The sequence below is a fragment of the Aeromonas sp. s10 genome (assembly GCF_040907975.1).
GTDB classification, from domain to species: Bacteria; Pseudomonadota; Gammaproteobacteria; order Enterobacterales; family Aeromonadaceae; genus Aeromonas; species Aeromonas caviae.
On the sequence record NZ_JBFOCV010000053.1, the window covers coordinates 105,377 to 120,302 of the forward strand.

General features: G+C 65.3%; 16 protein-coding genes. 7 read left to right on the top strand and 9 right to left on the bottom strand.

All coding sequences use genetic code 11. From position 1 onward, the window contains the following. The first annotated feature begins 128 nt into the window (after positions 1-128). A complete protein-coding gene (locus AB5Y59_RS20535; protein WP_368212571.1) occupies positions 129-1,397 on the top strand; it encodes an aromatic amino acid transport family protein in 1,269 nt (422 codons plus the stop codon). An 83-nt stretch (positions 1,398-1,480) separates the two neighbouring features. Here the strand turns inward: AB5Y59_RS20535 and AB5Y59_RS20540 are convergent, their stop codons facing one another. The 3 genes from AB5Y59_RS20540 to metJ all read right to left on the bottom strand — a co-directional run bounded on the left by AB5Y59_RS20540 (position 1,481) and on the right by metJ (position 3,021). Continuing rightward, positions 1,481-1,819, bottom strand: coding sequence for a tRNA-binding protein (locus AB5Y59_RS20540; RefSeq protein WP_010675707.1), 339 nt, complete (start codon positions 1,817-1,819; stop codon positions 1,481-1,483). An 84-nt stretch (positions 1,820-1,903) separates the two neighbouring features. Then, the gene (locus AB5Y59_RS20545) at positions 1,904-2,662 is read right to left on the bottom strand and encodes a helix-turn-helix domain-containing protein (protein ID WP_368212572.1); all 759 of its coding nucleotides are present in this window, start codon (positions 2,660-2,662) and stop codon (positions 1,904-1,906) included. 35 nt (positions 2,663-2,697) lie between these two features. Beyond that, positions 2,698-3,021: a met regulon transcriptional regulator MetJ gene (gene metJ, locus AB5Y59_RS20550; RefSeq protein ID WP_005327165.1), complete on the bottom strand. Its 324-nt coding sequence runs from the start codon at positions 3,019-3,021 to the stop codon at positions 2,698-2,700. 223 nt (positions 3,022-3,244) lie between these two features. On the opposite strand from metJ, the gene metB reads away from it, so the two are divergent. Then, entirely contained in the window at positions 3,245-4,423 is a 1,179-nt protein-coding gene (gene metB, locus AB5Y59_RS20555; RefSeq protein WP_010675705.1) for a cystathionine gamma-synthase, read from the top strand. Then, positions 4,423-6,876, top strand: a complete 2,454-nt coding sequence (locus AB5Y59_RS20560) for a bifunctional aspartate kinase/homoserine dehydrogenase II (RefSeq protein WP_279987593.1) — start codon at positions 4,423-4,425, stop codon at positions 6,874-6,876. The genes metB and AB5Y59_RS20560 overlap by 1 nt, the downstream gene beginning before the upstream one ends. Before the next feature lie 67 nt (positions 6,877-6,943). Here the strand turns inward: AB5Y59_RS20560 and AB5Y59_RS20565 are convergent, their stop codons facing one another. Continuing rightward, complete coding sequence (locus tag AB5Y59_RS20565) at positions 6,944-7,633, bottom strand: LrgB family protein (RefSeq protein ID WP_010675703.1); 690 nt, start codon at positions 7,631-7,633, stop codon at positions 6,944-6,946. Beyond that, on the bottom strand, positions 7,626-8,027 hold the full coding sequence (locus tag AB5Y59_RS20570; protein ID WP_039040574.1) for a CidA/LrgA family protein: 402 nt from the start codon (positions 8,025-8,027) through the stop codon (positions 7,626-7,628). Before AB5Y59_RS20570 ends, AB5Y59_RS20565 begins: the two co-directional genes overlap by 8 nt. A 128-nt stretch (positions 8,028-8,155) precedes the next feature. Between AB5Y59_RS20570 and AB5Y59_RS20575 the strand changes: the two genes are divergently transcribed. Then, positions 8,156-9,031, top strand: coding sequence for a LysR family transcriptional regulator (locus AB5Y59_RS20575; RefSeq protein ID WP_039040573.1), 876 nt, complete (start codon positions 8,156-8,158; stop codon positions 9,029-9,031). Between the two features lie 17 nt (positions 9,032-9,048). Here AB5Y59_RS20575 and AB5Y59_RS20580 read toward each other — a convergent pair whose 3' ends face one another. From AB5Y59_RS20580 to AB5Y59_RS20590, 3 genes are all read right to left on the bottom strand, one after another. Continuing rightward, a complete protein-coding gene (locus AB5Y59_RS20580) occupies positions 9,049-9,825 on the bottom strand; it encodes a transporter substrate-binding domain-containing protein (RefSeq protein ID WP_319883352.1) in 777 nt (258 codons plus the stop codon). 37 nt (positions 9,826-9,862) lie between these two features. Further along, positions 9,863-10,696: a hypothetical protein gene (locus tag AB5Y59_RS20585; protein WP_080944108.1), complete on the bottom strand. Its 834-nt coding sequence runs from the start codon at positions 10,694-10,696 to the stop codon at positions 9,863-9,865. Positions 10,697-10,849: 153 nt separating this feature from the next. After that, positions 10,850-12,277 (bottom strand): PLP-dependent aminotransferase family protein, encoded by a 1,428-nt coding sequence (locus tag AB5Y59_RS20590; RefSeq protein ID WP_368212573.1) that lies wholly within the window; start codon positions 12,275-12,277, stop codon positions 10,850-10,852. Positions 12,278-12,529: 252 nt separating this feature from the next. Here AB5Y59_RS20590 and AB5Y59_RS20595 point away from each other — a divergent pair, with 252 nt between their 5' ends. From AB5Y59_RS20595 to AB5Y59_RS20605, 3 genes are read left to right on the top strand one after another with little or no spacing between them, the layout of a single operon-like run. Then, the gene (locus tag AB5Y59_RS20595; protein ID WP_069784257.1) at positions 12,530-12,997 is read left to right on the top strand and encodes an OsmC family protein; all 468 of its coding nucleotides are present in this window, start codon (positions 12,530-12,532) and stop codon (positions 12,995-12,997) included. 18 nt (positions 12,998-13,015) lie between these two features. Continuing rightward, positions 13,016-13,453, top strand: coding sequence for a rhodanese-like domain-containing protein (locus AB5Y59_RS20600; RefSeq protein ID WP_069651919.1), 438 nt, complete (start codon positions 13,016-13,018; stop codon positions 13,451-13,453). Then, positions 13,443-14,210 (top strand): GNAT family N-acetyltransferase, encoded by a 768-nt coding sequence (locus tag AB5Y59_RS20605; RefSeq protein WP_368212574.1) that lies wholly within the window; start codon positions 13,443-13,445, stop codon positions 14,208-14,210. Before AB5Y59_RS20600 ends, AB5Y59_RS20605 begins: the two co-directional genes overlap by 11 nt. Before the next feature lie 124 nt (positions 14,211-14,334). Here the strand turns inward: AB5Y59_RS20605 and ybaK are convergent, their stop codons facing one another. Next, the gene (gene ybaK, locus AB5Y59_RS20610; protein ID WP_043152781.1) at positions 14,335-14,805 is read right to left on the bottom strand and encodes a Cys-tRNA(Pro) deacylase; all 471 of its coding nucleotides are present in this window, start codon (positions 14,803-14,805) and stop codon (positions 14,335-14,337) included. Between the last annotated feature and the right edge of the window lie 121 nt (positions 14,806-14,926).

Sequence of the window (14,926 nt, forward strand, 5' to 3'; positions counted from 1 at the left end):
TTTCCTCCCAATCTCACTGGTGGAACAGGGCTTTGCCAGTGAGATCTGCCAGTCTCCCTTTTTGAGAATTAAATGCTAAAGGAGCACAATCTTTTTAGATTTTAATACTACGTAAAAGTGATTTATCGATGAGTTTATCTGCAGACGTCTCACGGGAGCTGTCCGGTTCCCCCTCCACCATGGCCAGCACCGGCTGGCGCCGTCACGACACCCACTGGGTCATCAGCCTGTTCGGCACCGCCGTCGGCGCCGGCATTCTGTTCCTGCCCATCAACCTGGGTCTGGGGGGGATCTGGCCCCTCATCATCGTCGCCGTGCTGGCCGGTCCCATGACCTTCCTGGCCCACCGCGGGCTGGCGCGTTTCGTGCTCTCGTCGTCGCGCCCCCAGGCCGACTTCACCGAGGTGGCCGAGGAGCACTTCGGCAAGATGGCCGGGCGCCTCATCTCGGCGCTCTATTTCCTCTCCATCTTCCCGATCCTGCTCATCTACGGCGTCGGGCTGACCAACACGGTGGAGAGCTTCATGGTCAATCAGCTCGGCCAGGCCTCCCCGGATCGGGTGATGCTCTCCGGCGTGCTGGTGTTCGCCATGATCGCCGTGATGTTGGCCGGCGAGAAGGCGATGCTGCGGGCCTTCGCCGTCATGGTCTACCCGCTGGCGGCGATCCTGCTGGCCCTCTCCTGCTACCTCATTCCCCAGTGGCAGTGGCCGGAAGTGACCGCCTTTGAAGGCGCCAGCTTCCTCAACACCGTCTGGCTGGCGCTGCCGGTCACCGTGTTCGCCTTCAGCCACGCCGCCGCCATCTCGGGCTTTGCCAACGTGCAGCGCCGGGAATACGGGGAGCAGGCCGAAACCAAGAGCGGCCTGATCCTGCGCAACACCACCGTCATGCTGGTGGGCTTCGTGCTCTTCTTCGTCTTCTCCTGCGTGCTGAGCCTCTCCCCGGCCCAGTTGGCCGAGGCCAAGGCCCAGAACGTCTCCGTGCTCTCCTATCTCGCCAACATCACCGACAACCCGGTGATCGTGACCCTGGGGCCGCTCATCGCCTTCATCGCCATCAGCTCCTCCTTCCTCGGCCACTTCCTCGGTGCCCGCGAGAGCCTGAAAAGCCTGATCGCCAAGCCCACCGGCCTGCCGCTGGCGAAGGCGGACAAGCTCGGCATCGCCCTGATGTTCTTCGCCATCTGGGGCGCCGCCATCATCAACCCGGGCATTCTGGGGTTGATGGAGACCCTCTCCGGCCCCGTCATCGCCATGATCCTCTTCATCATGCCGGTGGTGGCCATCTACAAGGTGGAGGCGCTGGCCCGCTTCCGTCACCGTTGGGTCAACGGCTTCATCCTGCTGACCGGTGCCCTGGCGGTCTCGGCCCTGCTGTTCAGCCTGCTGAAATAAGCCAGGCCGTCAGCATCAAACAAGAGAGGCGACCCCGGGGGTCGCCTCTCTTGTTTCTGCTCTCTGGTTGCCTTGCCGTCGTCTCACCCCAGCTTGGCGCCGTTCTCCACCGCCTGCTCGGGGATGGCGATCACCACGGCGCCATCCGGGCGATAGAAGCCGGTCAGCAGAAACTCCGACTGGATGGGGCCTATCTGCTTGGGGGGAAAGTTCACCACGGCGACGATCTGGCGGCCCACCAGATCCTCCGGTCGATAGAGGTCGGTGATCTGGGCGCTGCTCTTGCGCACCCCGAGCTCGGGGCCGAAATCCGCCCACACCTTGTAGGCGGGGCGGCGCGCCTCGGGGAAGGGCTCGACCCGCACCAGGGTGCCCACCCTGAGCTCCACCATCTCGAAATCCTGCCAGCTTATGGTCTGCATCTTGGCTCCTCGTTGCCCATACCGTGCATGAGCCTCAGCATGCCTCGAATGCCCGGGGATTGTCTTCGGCAAAGAGCCGACCGATTACGGCAGGCAGCCGTTTTGCCGGCGCCAGAGGGAAGGGGTCAGTCCGGTCTCGGCCAGGAAACGCTCGGCAAAGGCCCCCTGGTTCTGGTAGCCGCAGCGGCTGGCCACTTCGCCGACGGGCAGCCGGGTGCGGGCGAGCAGGCTGCGGGCCAGCGCCATGCGCCGCATCCTGAGGTAGTGGGAGACGCTCGTGCCCACCTGCTGGCGAAAGGCGTGTTTGAACTGGCTCAGGCCGAGGCAGGCGATGGCGGCGAGTTCCTCGTTGGTGAGGGGGTCTGCGAGGTGGGCTTCCATATGACGCTGCACCTTGGCGATACGAGGGGCTATGCGGGGAGCGACGGCGGGGCCCATGCCGCGTCCCTCGGTCAGCAGCCCGAGCCACACCTGATCCATGCCGGCCACGTGGCGCCCCTCGGCCACCATGCGGTGCAGGAAGGCGAGGTAGTGGCGCTGGGCCTCATCCAGCTCGACGAAGGGGCGGTCCCCCAGGGCTGCCGGCAGCCAGTGGCTCTCCTGCACCAGAAACACGTGCGCCGGGTCGGCGGCGTAGTCGTGGCGAAGGCCAGGGGCGATGATGCAGGCAAAACCGGGGGCGAGACGACATCCCCGACCCTGCACCTCGATCTCGAGGGGACCGACGAGGGGGATCACCAGCTGGGCGTGGTCATGACTGTGGCTCTGCATGTCGCTCTGGTAGTGACGCAGGCTGAAGGGGGAGGCGGCAGATAAGCATGACGCGGCACCGGGCCGCGTCATTGAAAGGGATGCATCGTTTGCCATGGGCAGCCGCATTACTCGGCGTCGAAGTCTTCGATCTCTTTGCCAAGGGCTTCCATGATGGCGCGGGCCTCGGCGGGGACGCTGTCCGGGTGATCCTTGCGCAGGTCGTCGTCACAGGGCAGCGGCTGGCCGGTGAAGGCGTGCAGGAAGGCTTCGCAGAGCAGCTCGCTGTTGGTCGCATGACGCAGGTTGTTCACCTGGCGACGGGTGCGCTCATCGGTCAACACCTTCAGCACCTTGAGCGGGATCGAGACGGTTATCTTCTTGACCTGTTCGCTCTTCTTGCCGTGCTCTGCATAGGGGCTGACGTAGTCGCCGTTCCACTCTGTACCCATGTTCCACCTGTAGTCGTTTGGCCGTGAGCGCGGATTTTAACCCTTAAGGAATTCAATGGCAATCCAACAGCAAAGCCATTTAGACGTCTAGAAGTGTTGACGGCTTTTTTAAGGTGGCGTAGTGTGGTGCACCATGGGCCGGCAGTCCGGCCAGCGAAAATGAGAGCGGGGCTGGACGACCCACGAGGCGGACCGGCTCCGGCAACCCATCAAGGAGAGTGACATGACCCACAAGGCCACCCTGGCGGTACGCACCGGGATTGAGACAGACACGCAGCACGGTGCCGTGGTGCCCCCCATCTACCTCTCCAGCAACTACACCTTTGCCGACTTTGGCGAGCCCCGTCAATACGACTATGCCCGCTCCGGCAACCCGACCCGCACCAATCTGGCGGATGCCCTGGCGGCTCTGGAAGGGGGGGCCGGCGCCGTGGTGACCGGCACCGGCATGGGGGCCGTTCACCTGGTGACCACGGCTCTGCTCAAGGCGGGGGATCTGCTGATCGCCCCCCACGACTGCTACGGCGGTACCTGGCGCCTGTTCGAGTATCTGGCGGCCAAGGGCCACTACCAGGTGCAGTTCGTGGATCAGGGAGACGAGGTGGCGCTGGCCGCCGCGCTGGCCCAGAAACCCGCACTGGTGTGGGTGGAGACCCCCTCCAACCCGCTGCTGCGGGTGGTGGACATCGCCGCCATCGCCGAGGCCTCCCACGGGGTGGGGGCCCAGGTGGTGGTGGACAACACTTTCCTCTCCCCCTTGCTGCAACAGCCCCTGGCCCTTGGTGCCGACGTGGTGGTCCACTCCACCACCAAGTACATCAACGGCCACTCCGACGTGGTAGGGGGTGTGGCGATCGCCAAGGATCAGGCTCTGGCCGACTCCCTGGTGTGGTGGGCCAACTGCCTGGGGCTCACTTCCGGTGCCTTTGACTCCTACCTCACCCTGCGGGGTCTGCGCACCCTGGCCCCGCGCCTGCGCACCCATCAGGAGAACACGGATCGTATCCTCGCCTTCTTGCAGCAGCAGCCGCTGGTCAAGCGGATCTATCACCCCAGCCTGCCGAGCCATCCGGGCCACGACATTGCGCGCCGTCAACAGTCCGGCTTTGGCGCCATGCTAAGTTTTGAGCTCGATTGCAACGAGACGGGGCTGCGCGCCTTCCTCGCGGGGCTGCGCCTCTTCTCGGTGGCGGAGTCCCTCGGCGGTGTGGAGAGTCTGGTGGCCCATCCGGCCAGCATGACCCACAGGGCCATGACCCCGGCGGCCCAGCAGGCGGCGGGTATCAGTGCCCAGTTGCTGCGCCTGTCGGTGGGGATCGAACACGGTGAGGATCTGGTGGCCGATCTGGCCCAGGGGTTTGAACAGGCGCAGTTGGCACAACAGGCAGAGCAGGTGAAGTAATGGAACAACAACAAGGAGAGTGTGTGGTGGCAACAGAGGCAGTCTTCAAGCGGCGCCATGTACACAAGTTCGGCGGCAGCAGCCTGGCGGATCCGGTCTGTTATCGCCGGGTCGCCAGCATCGTCGAGCAACAGGTGGGGGGCAACGAGCTGGTGGTGGTCTCCGCCGCGGGCAAGACCACCAACCGGCTGATCCAGCTGGTGGAATTGGCGGAAGCGGGGGATGAGGCCGCAGGCGAAGCCATCACCGCCCTGCACGCCTATCAGCAGAGCCTGATCGACGGCCTGCTGGAAGGGGAGCTTCACCTCGATCTGAGCCAGCAACTGACGGACGACATGCAGCTGATCGCCAAGACCCTGGAGGGGCAGTTTGACCGCTTCGAGCGCAACGGCCTGCTCGCCTTTGGCGAGGTGTGGTCCGCCCGCCTGCTGGCTGCCCTGCTCACCAGCCGGGGTGAGGTGGCCGCCTGGCTCGATGCTCGCAGTTTCCTGCGCGCAGAAGACGGCGCCCTCATCAAGGTGGATACCGCCCTCTCCAGCGAGCTGCTCAAGGCCCGCCTGGCCGAGCACGCCGGTCGCATCGTGGTGACCGGCTTCATCGCCGCCGACATGGAGGGGCGTTCCCTGCTGCTGGGGCGCAACGGCTCCGACTACAGTGCCAGCCTCCTGGCGGCGCTGGCGGACGGGGAGTCGACCACCATCTGGAGCGACGTGGCCGGGGTCTACAGTGCCGACCCGCGCCGGGTGAAAGAGGCGCGTCTGCTGGAGCGCCTGAGCCTGGCCGAGGCCAACGAGCTGGCGCGCCTGGGCTCCTCGGTGCTGCATTCGCGTACCCTGCAGCCGGTGGCCGACAGCCGTCAGCGCCTCACCCTGCGCTGCAGCTACAATCCGGACGAAGGCTGCACCCACATCCTGCGCCGTGCACCCCGCTCCGGCGGTGCCCGCATCGTCTCCTCGGTGGATCAGATAGCCCTCATCGAGCTCAAGGTGCTGCCGCAGACTGACTTTGAGCAGACAGTGGCGGCCATCGAGGCCCATCTGGCCCGCCATCGCCTCCATCCGCTCACCCTGCAGCGCCAGCCGGATCGGCGGGTCCTGCGTCTGGCCTACACCCTGGAGGTGGCACAAGGGGCCTTCGAGGTGCTCCGTGACTTCCAGTTGCAGGGCAACTTTACCGGCCTCATCCAGAAGGAGGGGTTCAGTTTGGTCGCCCTGGTGGGAGCCGGCGTCACCGACAATGCCGAGCAGTGCCACCGTTTCTACCAGCTGTTGGCGGATCAGCCTCTGGAGTTCGTGCAGGTGGCCAAAGACGGCCTGAGCCTGGTGGCCGTGCTGCGCCAGATCGTGCTGGAGCCGCTGCTCATCGCTCTGCACAGTGCCCTGTTCAGCCGCCCGACCCGGGTCGGGCTGGTGGTGTTCGGCAAAGGCAATATCGGTGGTCACTGGCTGGGGCTCTACGCCCGCGAGAAGGCGCGCCTCGAGCATGAGCTCAATCTGGCGCTCACCCTCTACGGGGTCTTCGACTCCAAGGGCGGGCTGCTGGACGAAGAGGGGCTGGATCCCCTCAAGGTACAGGACAACTTCCATCCCAAGCCGCTCATCTGGCCGGAGCTGCTCTCCCAGCTGGAGCAGCACAGTTTTGATTCTCTGATCGCGCTCGACATGACCGCCAGCGAGACGGTGAGCCGCTACTACCCGGACTTTGCCCAGCTCGGCATCCACATCATCGCCGCCAACAAGTTTGCCGGTGCCGCCGACAGCGAGTTTTACCAGCGCATCAAGCAGACCTGCCGCGACCATCAGGTGCAATGGCGCTACAACGCCACCGTGGGGGCCGGGCTGCCCATCCAGTCCAGCATCCAGATGCTGCGCCAGAGCGGTGACCGCATCCAGGGGGTCTCCGGCATCTTCTCCGGCACCCTCTCCTGGCTGTTCCAGCAGTATGACGGCACTCGCCCCTTCTCCGAACTGGTGGACGAGGCGTGGCAACATGGCCTGACCGAGCCGGATCCCCGGGAGGATCTCTCCGGTCAGGATGTGCGCCGCAAGCTGCTCATCCTGGCGCGGGAGGCGGGCTTCGAGCTCGACTCCGCCGACATCGAGCTGGAGAACCTGGTGCCGGTGGCCCTGCGCAAGGTGACTGCGGATCAGTTCATGGACAGGCTCAAGGAGCTGGATGACCCTATCCAGACCGCCTTCGAGGGGGCGCGCAGGGTTGGCAAGGTGCTGCGCTATGTCGCCCGCTTCGAGCACGACGGCAAGGCCCGCGTCGGGCTGGAGGCGCTGGAGCCCCATCACCCGTTTGCCAACCTCTTGCCCTGCGACAACGTGTTCGCCATCGAGAGCGACAGCTATCGCACCAACCCCCTGGTGATCCAGGGGCCGGGAGCGGGCCGGGAAGTGACGGCCGCCGCCATCCAGTACGATCTCTGGCAGATCTGCGCCAGCCTCTGAGGCTGCGTGACACGATGCAATGAGAAGAGGCGCCCCAGGGCGCCTCTTCTGTTATCGGGTGGCGGAGTTACCAGAACAGCCGGCCCAGGAGGGGGGCGAGCAGCACGGTGGCCATGCCGGCGATCATCATCACCATGCTGGAGACCACCCCCTCCTCGTTGCCCATCTGATAGGCCCTGGCTGTCCCGGCCCCGTGGGCCGAGGCACCAAAGCCCGCGCCCTTGCCGAGGCGGCTGCGGATGGCGAGCACGGTGAGCACGCTTTCTCCCACCGCCATGCCGATGACGCCGGTCAGCACCACGAACAGGGCGGTGAGATCGGCGTTGCCACCCACGGAACGGGTCGCCTCCACCGCGAAGGGGGTGGTGATGGATCTCATGGCCATGCTGCGCTGCAACAGCTCGGAGAGGTTGAGCCAGCGGGCCAGCAGCACTGTGCTGCCCACCGCCATCACCACGGACGCCACGACCCCGACCGAGAGGGAGAGCCAGTGGCGGCGCATCAGCTGGCGATTCTCGTAGACGGGCACCGCGAAGGCGACGGTGGCAGGGCCCAGCAGCCAGAGCAGCCAGTGGGATTCGGCCATGTAGTCCCGGTAGGGAATGTGGAACAACATCACCACGGCCACCAGCAGGGTGGGGGCCAGCAGCAGCGGCATCAGGGGCAGGATGCGCTTTTTGCCATAGAGCCACTTGCTGGCGTAGTAGAAGAGCAGGGTCAGGGCGAAGCAGAGCAGGCCGAGCAGGGTGTCAGACATGGCGGCGACTCCGGCGGGCCAGCTTCAGCTCGAGGCGATAGACCCTGTCCACCACCAGCGCCGTGGTGCCGAGCACCAGCACGGTGCTGACGATCAGGACCACCATGATGCGCCACCCCTCCTGCAGCAGCAGCTCCTGATAGTTGACCACGGCCACCACGGCGGGGACGAAGAAGAGCAGCATCTCCGCCAGCAGCCAGCGGGCCCCGGCACTGAACCACTGGGCTTTGACCACTCCGAGCAGGATGCAGACCAGCAGCAGCAACATGCCGGTGAGGTTGGCGGGCAGGGGCAGGTGCAAGGTGCGCACTGCGATGTCGGCCAGCAACCAGATGGCCGCCAGCAGGGCAATTTGGAAGGGGGTTTGCAACCAGCGAAGGCAGAGGGTTTTCATGGCAAGCGTCTTTCTGTGAACCTGCTCACAGTATAGAGAGGGACCAAACCTGCAAAAAATGAATTTAAATTATCAAAATCATGCCAAAGAGGCATGATTTAGCCAGCCATCCCCGTCAAGAGAGCATCATGGATATTCGAGCCCTGCGTTACTTCGTCGAGTTGGTGCGGGAGCAGAGCTTCACCCGCGCCTCCGAGAAGCTGTTCGTCACCCAGCCCACCATCAGCAAAATGATCCGCAACATGGAAGAGGAGCTGGGCCAGCCCCTGCTGAGCCGGGTCGGCCGCCGCTTCACCCTGACCGACAGCGGCCAGGTGCTGTTCAATCGGGCCCAGACCATCCTGGCGGAGATGCAGCAGCTGGAGGCGGAGCTGGCGGATCTGCAGAGCCTGCAATCCGGGCGTCTTGCCCTTGGCATCCCGCCCATGGTGGGCCATGTCTATGCGGATCTCATTCGTACCTATCGCAGCCGCTACCCCGGTGTGGAGCTCTCCATCGTCGAATATGGCGGGCGGCGCATCGAGCAGGCGGTGCTGGCGGGGGAGCTGGATCTCGCCATCACCATGCTGCCGACCAGGGAAGAGGGGGCCCTCTGCGCCCTGGATCTGGACAGTTACCCCATCCGGGTGGTGCTGCCGGACCTGCCCCGCTGGCGCGAGGGGGGCGAGATCCGGCTGGAGGCTCTGCGGGACGAACCCTTCCTGCTCTATACCCAGGCCTTCACCCTGAGCGAGCGGCTGGAGCAGGCCTGCGAGCAAGCCGGGTTCGTGCCTCAGGTGGCGGCCCGCAGCAGCCAGTGGGACTTTCTCACTGCCATGGTGCGAAGCGGCATGGGGGTCGCTTTCCTGCCGGAGCCCATCTGTCGGCGGCTGACGCCGGATGGGCTGGTGTTGCGCCCTCTGGCCCCGGCGCTGAGCTGGCGGCTCGGGGTGATCTGGCCAGGGGATCGCTACCTCTCCCGCACCGCCGAGGCCTGGCTTGCCCTGTGCCGCGAGCAGGGCTGAGGGAGGGGGGGCTGGGGTTAGGGGGTCCCCGGTGACGCCATGCCTGTGACGAAGCGGGCATAGGCTGCGGAGTGTCGCACCTCCTCAATCTCGTCCCACACCTGTTGGCTGAGATCGGGGTGGGCTTGATGGAAGGGGTGGGAGAAGATGAGGTAGTAGGGTTTTTCGACCAGGGGAGGGGTGATCCGCTCGAGTGTGGCCTGCAACTGCGGGTGGGCGGCCAGGGTCCGTTCTGCGACCCCGGTTTGCAGGGCGGCAGCAACGGCGCGCTGCATCGCGACCTTCTTGAGCAGGATCAGTGGTTCCCTGCTGGAGTCATCCACCCTGACACCGCTCTCCTGCAGCTGGGCGACGATGGAGAAACCGGACTGCGCCGCAATGACGCCATGGGCGACGAGCTGCCGGCCATCCCAGCGAACCTGTCCGCCTTTTGGCTGGTAGAGGCTGTAGCTCTCGGTGAGCAGGCGCTTGGCGGGATCAGGTGCCCCGTGTCGCATGGGATAGACCCCTATGGTGCGAGCACGCTCTTCGCTGTAGCTCAGCTTGACGGCGGCATCGAGCTGGCCCTGGCTGACGAGGGAGAGGCAGCGTTTCCAGGGAAGGGGGGTGAGAATGATGGGGTGCCCGATCCGGTTTGCCACCTCCTTGAGGTGGAACTGCACTATCCCCTCGCCGGACATCAGCAACCAGGGAGGCGAATCACTGTTCTCCATGCAGGCACGAATGCTGCCGGGGGCGGCTATGACGCAGGTCGGCAGCAACCAGAGCAGCAGCGCCAGGCAGAGAGTGCGCAAGGGGAGCCTGCCTGACAGGGGAGAACCGGCGAGCCAGTCAGGGAGCGATGCCAAAGTCATCCCTCATCGGGTCATAGAGATAGGAGCGGTAGTCGGTGCTCTCGTCGGGCAACTGCGGGTTGGTCAGCCGGAAGATCTGGCGTGAATCGAGCCGGGCAAAGACCAGGGAAGGCTGGAAATGATGGCGCCAGAGGCGCTGCAGGGAGCCATCTTTCCAGGCCAGTTGCAGGCCGCGCAAAAGGCGCTCGCGCTCCTTGCTGTAGGTGGCGTGGCTATAGAGGGAGTGGATGAGCGGATAGAAGAGGGCGACATGGCTATCCACGGTCAGCCCCGGCAGGCCGGGTCTGTGGTTTTTCCACTCGCTCAATATCTCGTTGGCACCACGGCAGAAGAGATCGATCCGGCCACGGGCCACCAGGCGAAACAGTGACTCATAGTTATCCACCTCCTGCACTCTGAAGCCGTTGTAGCGCAGGATGTCGGCATCCCGCCAGCCTGTGCCCACCCCTTGCGTGAACTGCTGCAACTGGGACAGGGTGTGAACCCCGGCCAGGGCCTGGGCACGGGCGCTGCCGACAAAACAGACCCGGTAGCCGAGCACGCCCAGATCGATGGGGAAGGGGACCAGGGTGACGCCGGGTTGAGGGATCTCCTGGGGCCAGCTGTCGACGATGAAGAGGGCATTCTTGCCCGGCGTTTGCACTTCGAGCCGCATCCTCGCCTTGTTCATCCTGATGGCGTCGAGCAGTTCATAGTCGCCGTAATCGGGCCGTGTTTTCTCCAGCGCCAGCCTCATCGCCGCCCGGTAATAATTCATGCGGACATCCTGTTGGGTTTCCCCGGTGATCAGGGTGAAGCGGGTAGCCGCCATCGTGAGGGACGGGAGGGAAAGGAGGAGCAAAAGGAGCAGGGTTCGATGCATCTTGACCGGGTTCGGCAACGGGATTGTGCCCAGTATAGACGGGCCACTCCCGTCGACACAGCGCTATCAGGTTCTGGCAGATCTGACCTCTTGAGAAGGGGGTCATGCGGATTTCATCAAGAGACCCAGGCGACGACATAGCTGGCGCAGCGTCTGGTTGTCGAGGCAGCCAAAGCCGAGCAGCCACCCTTCCAGCGTCGGCGGGCCCAGGTAGAACTGGCCCAGATGACGCAGCCCCAGCCCGCAGGCGTTGGCGGCATCGGTCCAGCGCGCCTCGCCACCGGGGGGCAGCAGCACGGCGCACTGCAGGCCGGCGCCGCTGTGGATGGGGGTGAGCCCCGGGCAGTACTCGGCCAGTTCCGCCAGCAGCAGATCCCGTCTGCTCTGGTAGAGGAGGCGGCTCTGGCGCAGGTGGGTGGCGAAGTGCCCGCCCCGGATGAAGTCTGCCGTGACCGCTTGCAGCAACTGGTTGCTGTGGCCGTCGACGGCGGCCCGGGCGCGGCAGAAGGAGTCCATCAGCGGCCTGGGCAGCACCAGGTAGGCGAGGCGCAGCGAGCCGAACAGCACCTTGCTGAAGGTGCCCACATAGATCACCCGCCCCTGGCCGTCGAGCCCCTGCAGGGCGGGCAGGGGACGCTGATCATACTGGTACTCCCCGTCGTAATCGTCCTCCAGGATCCAGGCGCCGTGACGCTCTGCCTCGGCCAGCAGCGCCATGCGGCGGGGCAGGCTCATGGGGACGCCAAGGGGATACTGGTGTGCCGGGGTGCAGTAGATGAGGCGCGGCGCAGGATGATCCCCATGAGGGTTGAGTCCCTCTTCATCCACCGGCACCGGATGCACCCGGGCACCGGCGCTCTCCATGGCGGTGCGAGCCCCGGGATAACCGGGGTCTTCCACCCAGACGGTGTCACCGGCATCGATGAGCAATTGGGTGGCCAGCAGGATCCCCTGCTGGGAGCTGGTGAGGATCAGGATCTGATCCGGCTCGCACACCACGCCGCGTGACTGCACCAGATAGCTGCTGATGGCGGCGCGAAGTTCCCCAAGCCCCTGGGGATCCCCGTAGTTCATCCAGTCGCTGGCGCGCTGGCGCCACTGTTGCTGCATCAGCCGACCCCAGAGTGCCTGGGGGAAGAGACGGGGATCCGGCTGGCTGGAAGCAAAGGTGGTGCCCACCTCGGGCACGTCGTGACAGGCGCCACCCAGGGCCATCTCCTGACCGCGACGGGAGAGGCCCGCCGCTGACTGGGGCGGGCGCGGCGCGGGGCGCACCGCCGCCAGGGCGACAAAGCTGCCGGCGCCCACCTTGCGCACCAGATACCCCTCCGCCTCGAGCCGGCCATAGGCCAGTTCCACCGTGCTGCGGGAGATACCGAGATCCCGGGCCAGGAGACGGCTGGCGGGCAGGCGGCTGTGCAGGGGCAGGTGGCCCGCCAGGATGGCCTCGCGCAGGGTACGCACCAGTTGTTCGTGCAGGGGCAGATCCCCTTGCTGCTGGTTGGCGAAGAGCGTTGGCAGAACGGTCATGGTGTGCTCCCGTTGGCGCGGGGGTTGCGCCTCTTTCGAGGCAGGGATCCTACCCGCAGGGCATGGCGCGGCTGTGGGGCTGGCGACCGACGGGCAGAGCGGGTGGGGTGGATGGTCATGGTGGCGGCTCGATGAAATTGGTCTGCCCATATTGGCAAAATTGGTCGGCGTGGCAAGGCCATTTTGTCGCTACATTGGTGGTCACAGGGTGGCGCCAGCGGGCGGCACGGATTGGCAACACAAGGAGTCTGCATGTCGGAATACAGTGCCACCATCAGTTGGCAGCGGGGGGAGCACGAGCCCTTCGTCGATCAGCGTTACAGCCGGTCCCATGAGTGGGCGTTTGATGGCGGGGTCAGGGTGCCGGCCTCCTCCTCTCCCCATGTGGTGCCGCTGCCTTACTCGGTGGCGGAACATGTGGACCCGGAAGAGGCGTTTGTGGCGGCCCTCTCCAGTTGCCACATGCTCACCTTTCTCTGGCTGGCGGCGAAGGCGGGCTATCGGGTAGAGAGCTACCGGGACGAAGCGGTCGGCATCATGGCGAAAAACGGGCAAGGTCGCCTCGCCATGACCCGGGTCACCCTGCGTCCCAGGGTGATCTTCGGGGGAGAGCAGGAGCCCGCCCTGGCCGATCTGGAGCAGTTGCACCACCAGGCCCATGAGGAGTGCTTCATCGCCAACTCGGTCAACACCGTCGTCACCACAGAGATCGTCATCTAGTCATCAGGAGCGTTCAGGATGAGTCATGTATTGAGCACAGGGGTGGCAGGGGCCGCCGAAGCCAGCGCCTTTTTCGAGGCCCAGCTGAAGTTTCGTACCGATCCGGCGGATCTGGCCGCCGATCTGCTGGCCGGGGTGGCGGGGATCGTGGTCATCGATACCCGCTCCCCCGCACACTATGCCGAGGGGCACATTCCCGGCGCCATCTCCTTCCCCCACAGGACCATGACGGCGTCGACCACGGCGGTACTGGACCGAAACCTGGTGTATGTCTGCTATTGCGACGGCATCGGCTGCAACGGTTCGACCCAGGGGGCCTACAAGCTGGCGTCCCTCGGGTTTGAGGTCAAGGAGTTGATAGGGGGCCTGCACTGGTGGCGTCAGGACGGTTTCGCCGTCGCCACGGGCAGCGAGCCCGGAGTGCTGCTGGAAGGGGGAATTGCCTGTGCCTGTTGAACGTTGCAATGAGGGGGGCGATGCCTCCCTGTCCGGCGCCGCCCTTTTCAACGACTTTGGGCAGCCTCTGGGGCGTGCGCAGCCAGAATGGCGCGGCGCCGAGTTCCCTCCCCACCGCGCACTGCATGGCTGGGGCTGTCGTCTCGAGCCCCTTGATCCCGAGCGCCACCTGGGGGATCTGTGGCAGGCATTCAGTGCCGACAGCGGGGCCATGTGGACTTACCTGACCAGCGGCCCTTTCGCGGACGAGGTCGCCATGGGGGTCTGGCTGCGGGAGGTCGCCACCAAGCGGGATCCCCAGTTCTACGGCATCATCGACGAGGGGAGCGGACGGGCGCTGGGGCTGGCGAGCTACCTGCGCATCGATCCCCTGGCGGGCAGCATCGAGGTGGGCTGGCTGCACTTCTCCCCCGCCATGCAGCAGTCACGGCTGGCAACGGCGGCCATGGTGTTGATGATGGCCAATGCCTTTGCTCTGGGATACCGGCGCTACGAGTGGAAGTGCAATGCCCTGAACCTGCCTTCGCGCCAGGCGGCCCTGCGCCTGGGCTTTCACTATGAGGGGACCTTCCGTCAGGCGCGGGTGGACAAGGGACACAACCGGGATACGGCCTGGTTCTCCGTCATCGACAGCGAGTGGCCCGCCCTGAAAGGGTGCTTCGAGCGCTGGCTGGAGGACGGCAATTTCGACCATGCCGGGCGTCAGCGTCGCCGACTCTCCGAACTGACCGCCGCCTGCCGCTCTGGGGCGTGTTGAGGGCGGCAGATCACCCGCCGGGATGGGCGGCTCCCGGTCGGGTTCCTTGGGCGCTTCGCACGCAAGGCGCCAGATCCGACATCCAGACGCAAGAGGCGCCAGTCATGGCGCCTCTTTTGTTTGTTCAGTCGTGATGATCGCCGATGGGGGCCGCAATCCAGTTCATCAGCCGGACCATGTCCCCGGGGGCCACGCCGACCGAGAGCCCCCGCTTGCCACCGCTCACCAGGATCTCGTCGAAGGCCATGGCGGAGTCGTCCAGCACGGTGGGCAGCAGCTTCTTCTGGGCCAGGGGACTGATGCCGCCCACCTTGTAGCCGGTCAGCTTTTCGGCTTCCGCCGGCTTCATCATCTCCACCTTCTTGAGCCCGGTGGCCTTGGCGAGCTGCTTGAGGCTGCACATGCCCGAGGAGGGCACGATGGCCACCACCGCCTGCTTGTCGTGATGGGCGAGCAGGGTCTTGAACACCTGCGCCTGGGGCAGACCCAGCTGGGTAGCGGCATGCTTGCCGAAGTCGTCGTGGGCTTCGCACTCGTAGGGGTAGAGCCTGTGGGGGATCTTGAGCTTTTTCAGCAAGTTGATGGCGGGTGTCATGGGGTCTCCTCGAACCGTGGCAAGGCCAGACAGTCTGCGCCCGGGAGCCGGATGTGGCAAGAACCAGTCTTCACACCCAATCGGGGCCTGTGTTAGCGTAACCGGGTGCCGGATCCTATGA

What these genes read in the sequence shown, in the direction of transcription:
- AB5Y59_RS20535 (WP_368212571.1), top strand. Translation starts at nt 129, where the DNA reads ATGAGTTTATCTGCAGACGTCTCACGGGAGCTGTCCGGTTCCCCCTCC.
- AB5Y59_RS20540 (WP_010675707.1), bottom strand. Translation starts at nt 1,819, where the DNA reads ATGCAGACCATAAGCTGGCAGGATTTCGAGATGGTGGAGCTCAGGGTG.
- AB5Y59_RS20545 (WP_368212572.1), bottom strand. Translation starts at nt 2,662, where the DNA reads ATGACGCGGCCCGGTGCCGCGTCATGCTTATCTGCCGCCTCCCCCTTC.
- metJ (WP_005327165.1), bottom strand. Translation starts at nt 3,021, where the DNA reads ATGGGTACAGAGTGGAACGGCGACTACGTCAGCCCCTATGCAGAGCAC.
- metB (WP_010675705.1), top strand. Translation starts at nt 3,245, where the DNA reads ATGACCCACAAGGCCACCCTGGCGGTACGCACCGGGATTGAGACAGAC.
- AB5Y59_RS20560 (WP_279987593.1), top strand. Translation starts at nt 4,423, where the DNA reads ATGGAACAACAACAAGGAGAGTGTGTGGTGGCAACAGAGGCAGTCTTC.
- AB5Y59_RS20565 (WP_010675703.1), bottom strand. Translation starts at nt 7,633, where the DNA reads ATGTCTGACACCCTGCTCGGCCTGCTCTGCTTCGCCCTGACCCTGCTC.
- AB5Y59_RS20570 (WP_039040574.1), bottom strand. Translation starts at nt 8,027, where the DNA reads ATGAAAACCCTCTGCCTTCGCTGGTTGCAAACCCCCTTCCAAATTGCC.
- AB5Y59_RS20575 (WP_039040573.1), top strand. Translation starts at nt 8,156, where the DNA reads ATGGATATTCGAGCCCTGCGTTACTTCGTCGAGTTGGTGCGGGAGCAG.
- AB5Y59_RS20585 (WP_080944108.1), bottom strand. Translation starts at nt 10,696, where the DNA reads ATGGCGGCTACCCGCTTCACCCTGATCACCGGGGAAACCCAACAGGAT.
- AB5Y59_RS20590 (WP_368212573.1), bottom strand. Translation starts at nt 12,277, where the DNA reads ATGACCGTTCTGCCAACGCTCTTCGCCAACCAGCAGCAAGGGGATCTG.
- AB5Y59_RS20595 (WP_069784257.1), top strand. Translation starts at nt 12,530, where the DNA reads ATGTCGGAATACAGTGCCACCATCAGTTGGCAGCGGGGGGAGCACGAG.
- AB5Y59_RS20600 (WP_069651919.1), top strand. Translation starts at nt 13,016, where the DNA reads ATGAGTCATGTATTGAGCACAGGGGTGGCAGGGGCCGCCGAAGCCAGC.
- ybaK (WP_043152781.1), bottom strand. Translation starts at nt 14,805, where the DNA reads ATGACACCCGCCATCAACTTGCTGAAAAAGCTCAAGATCCCCCACAGG.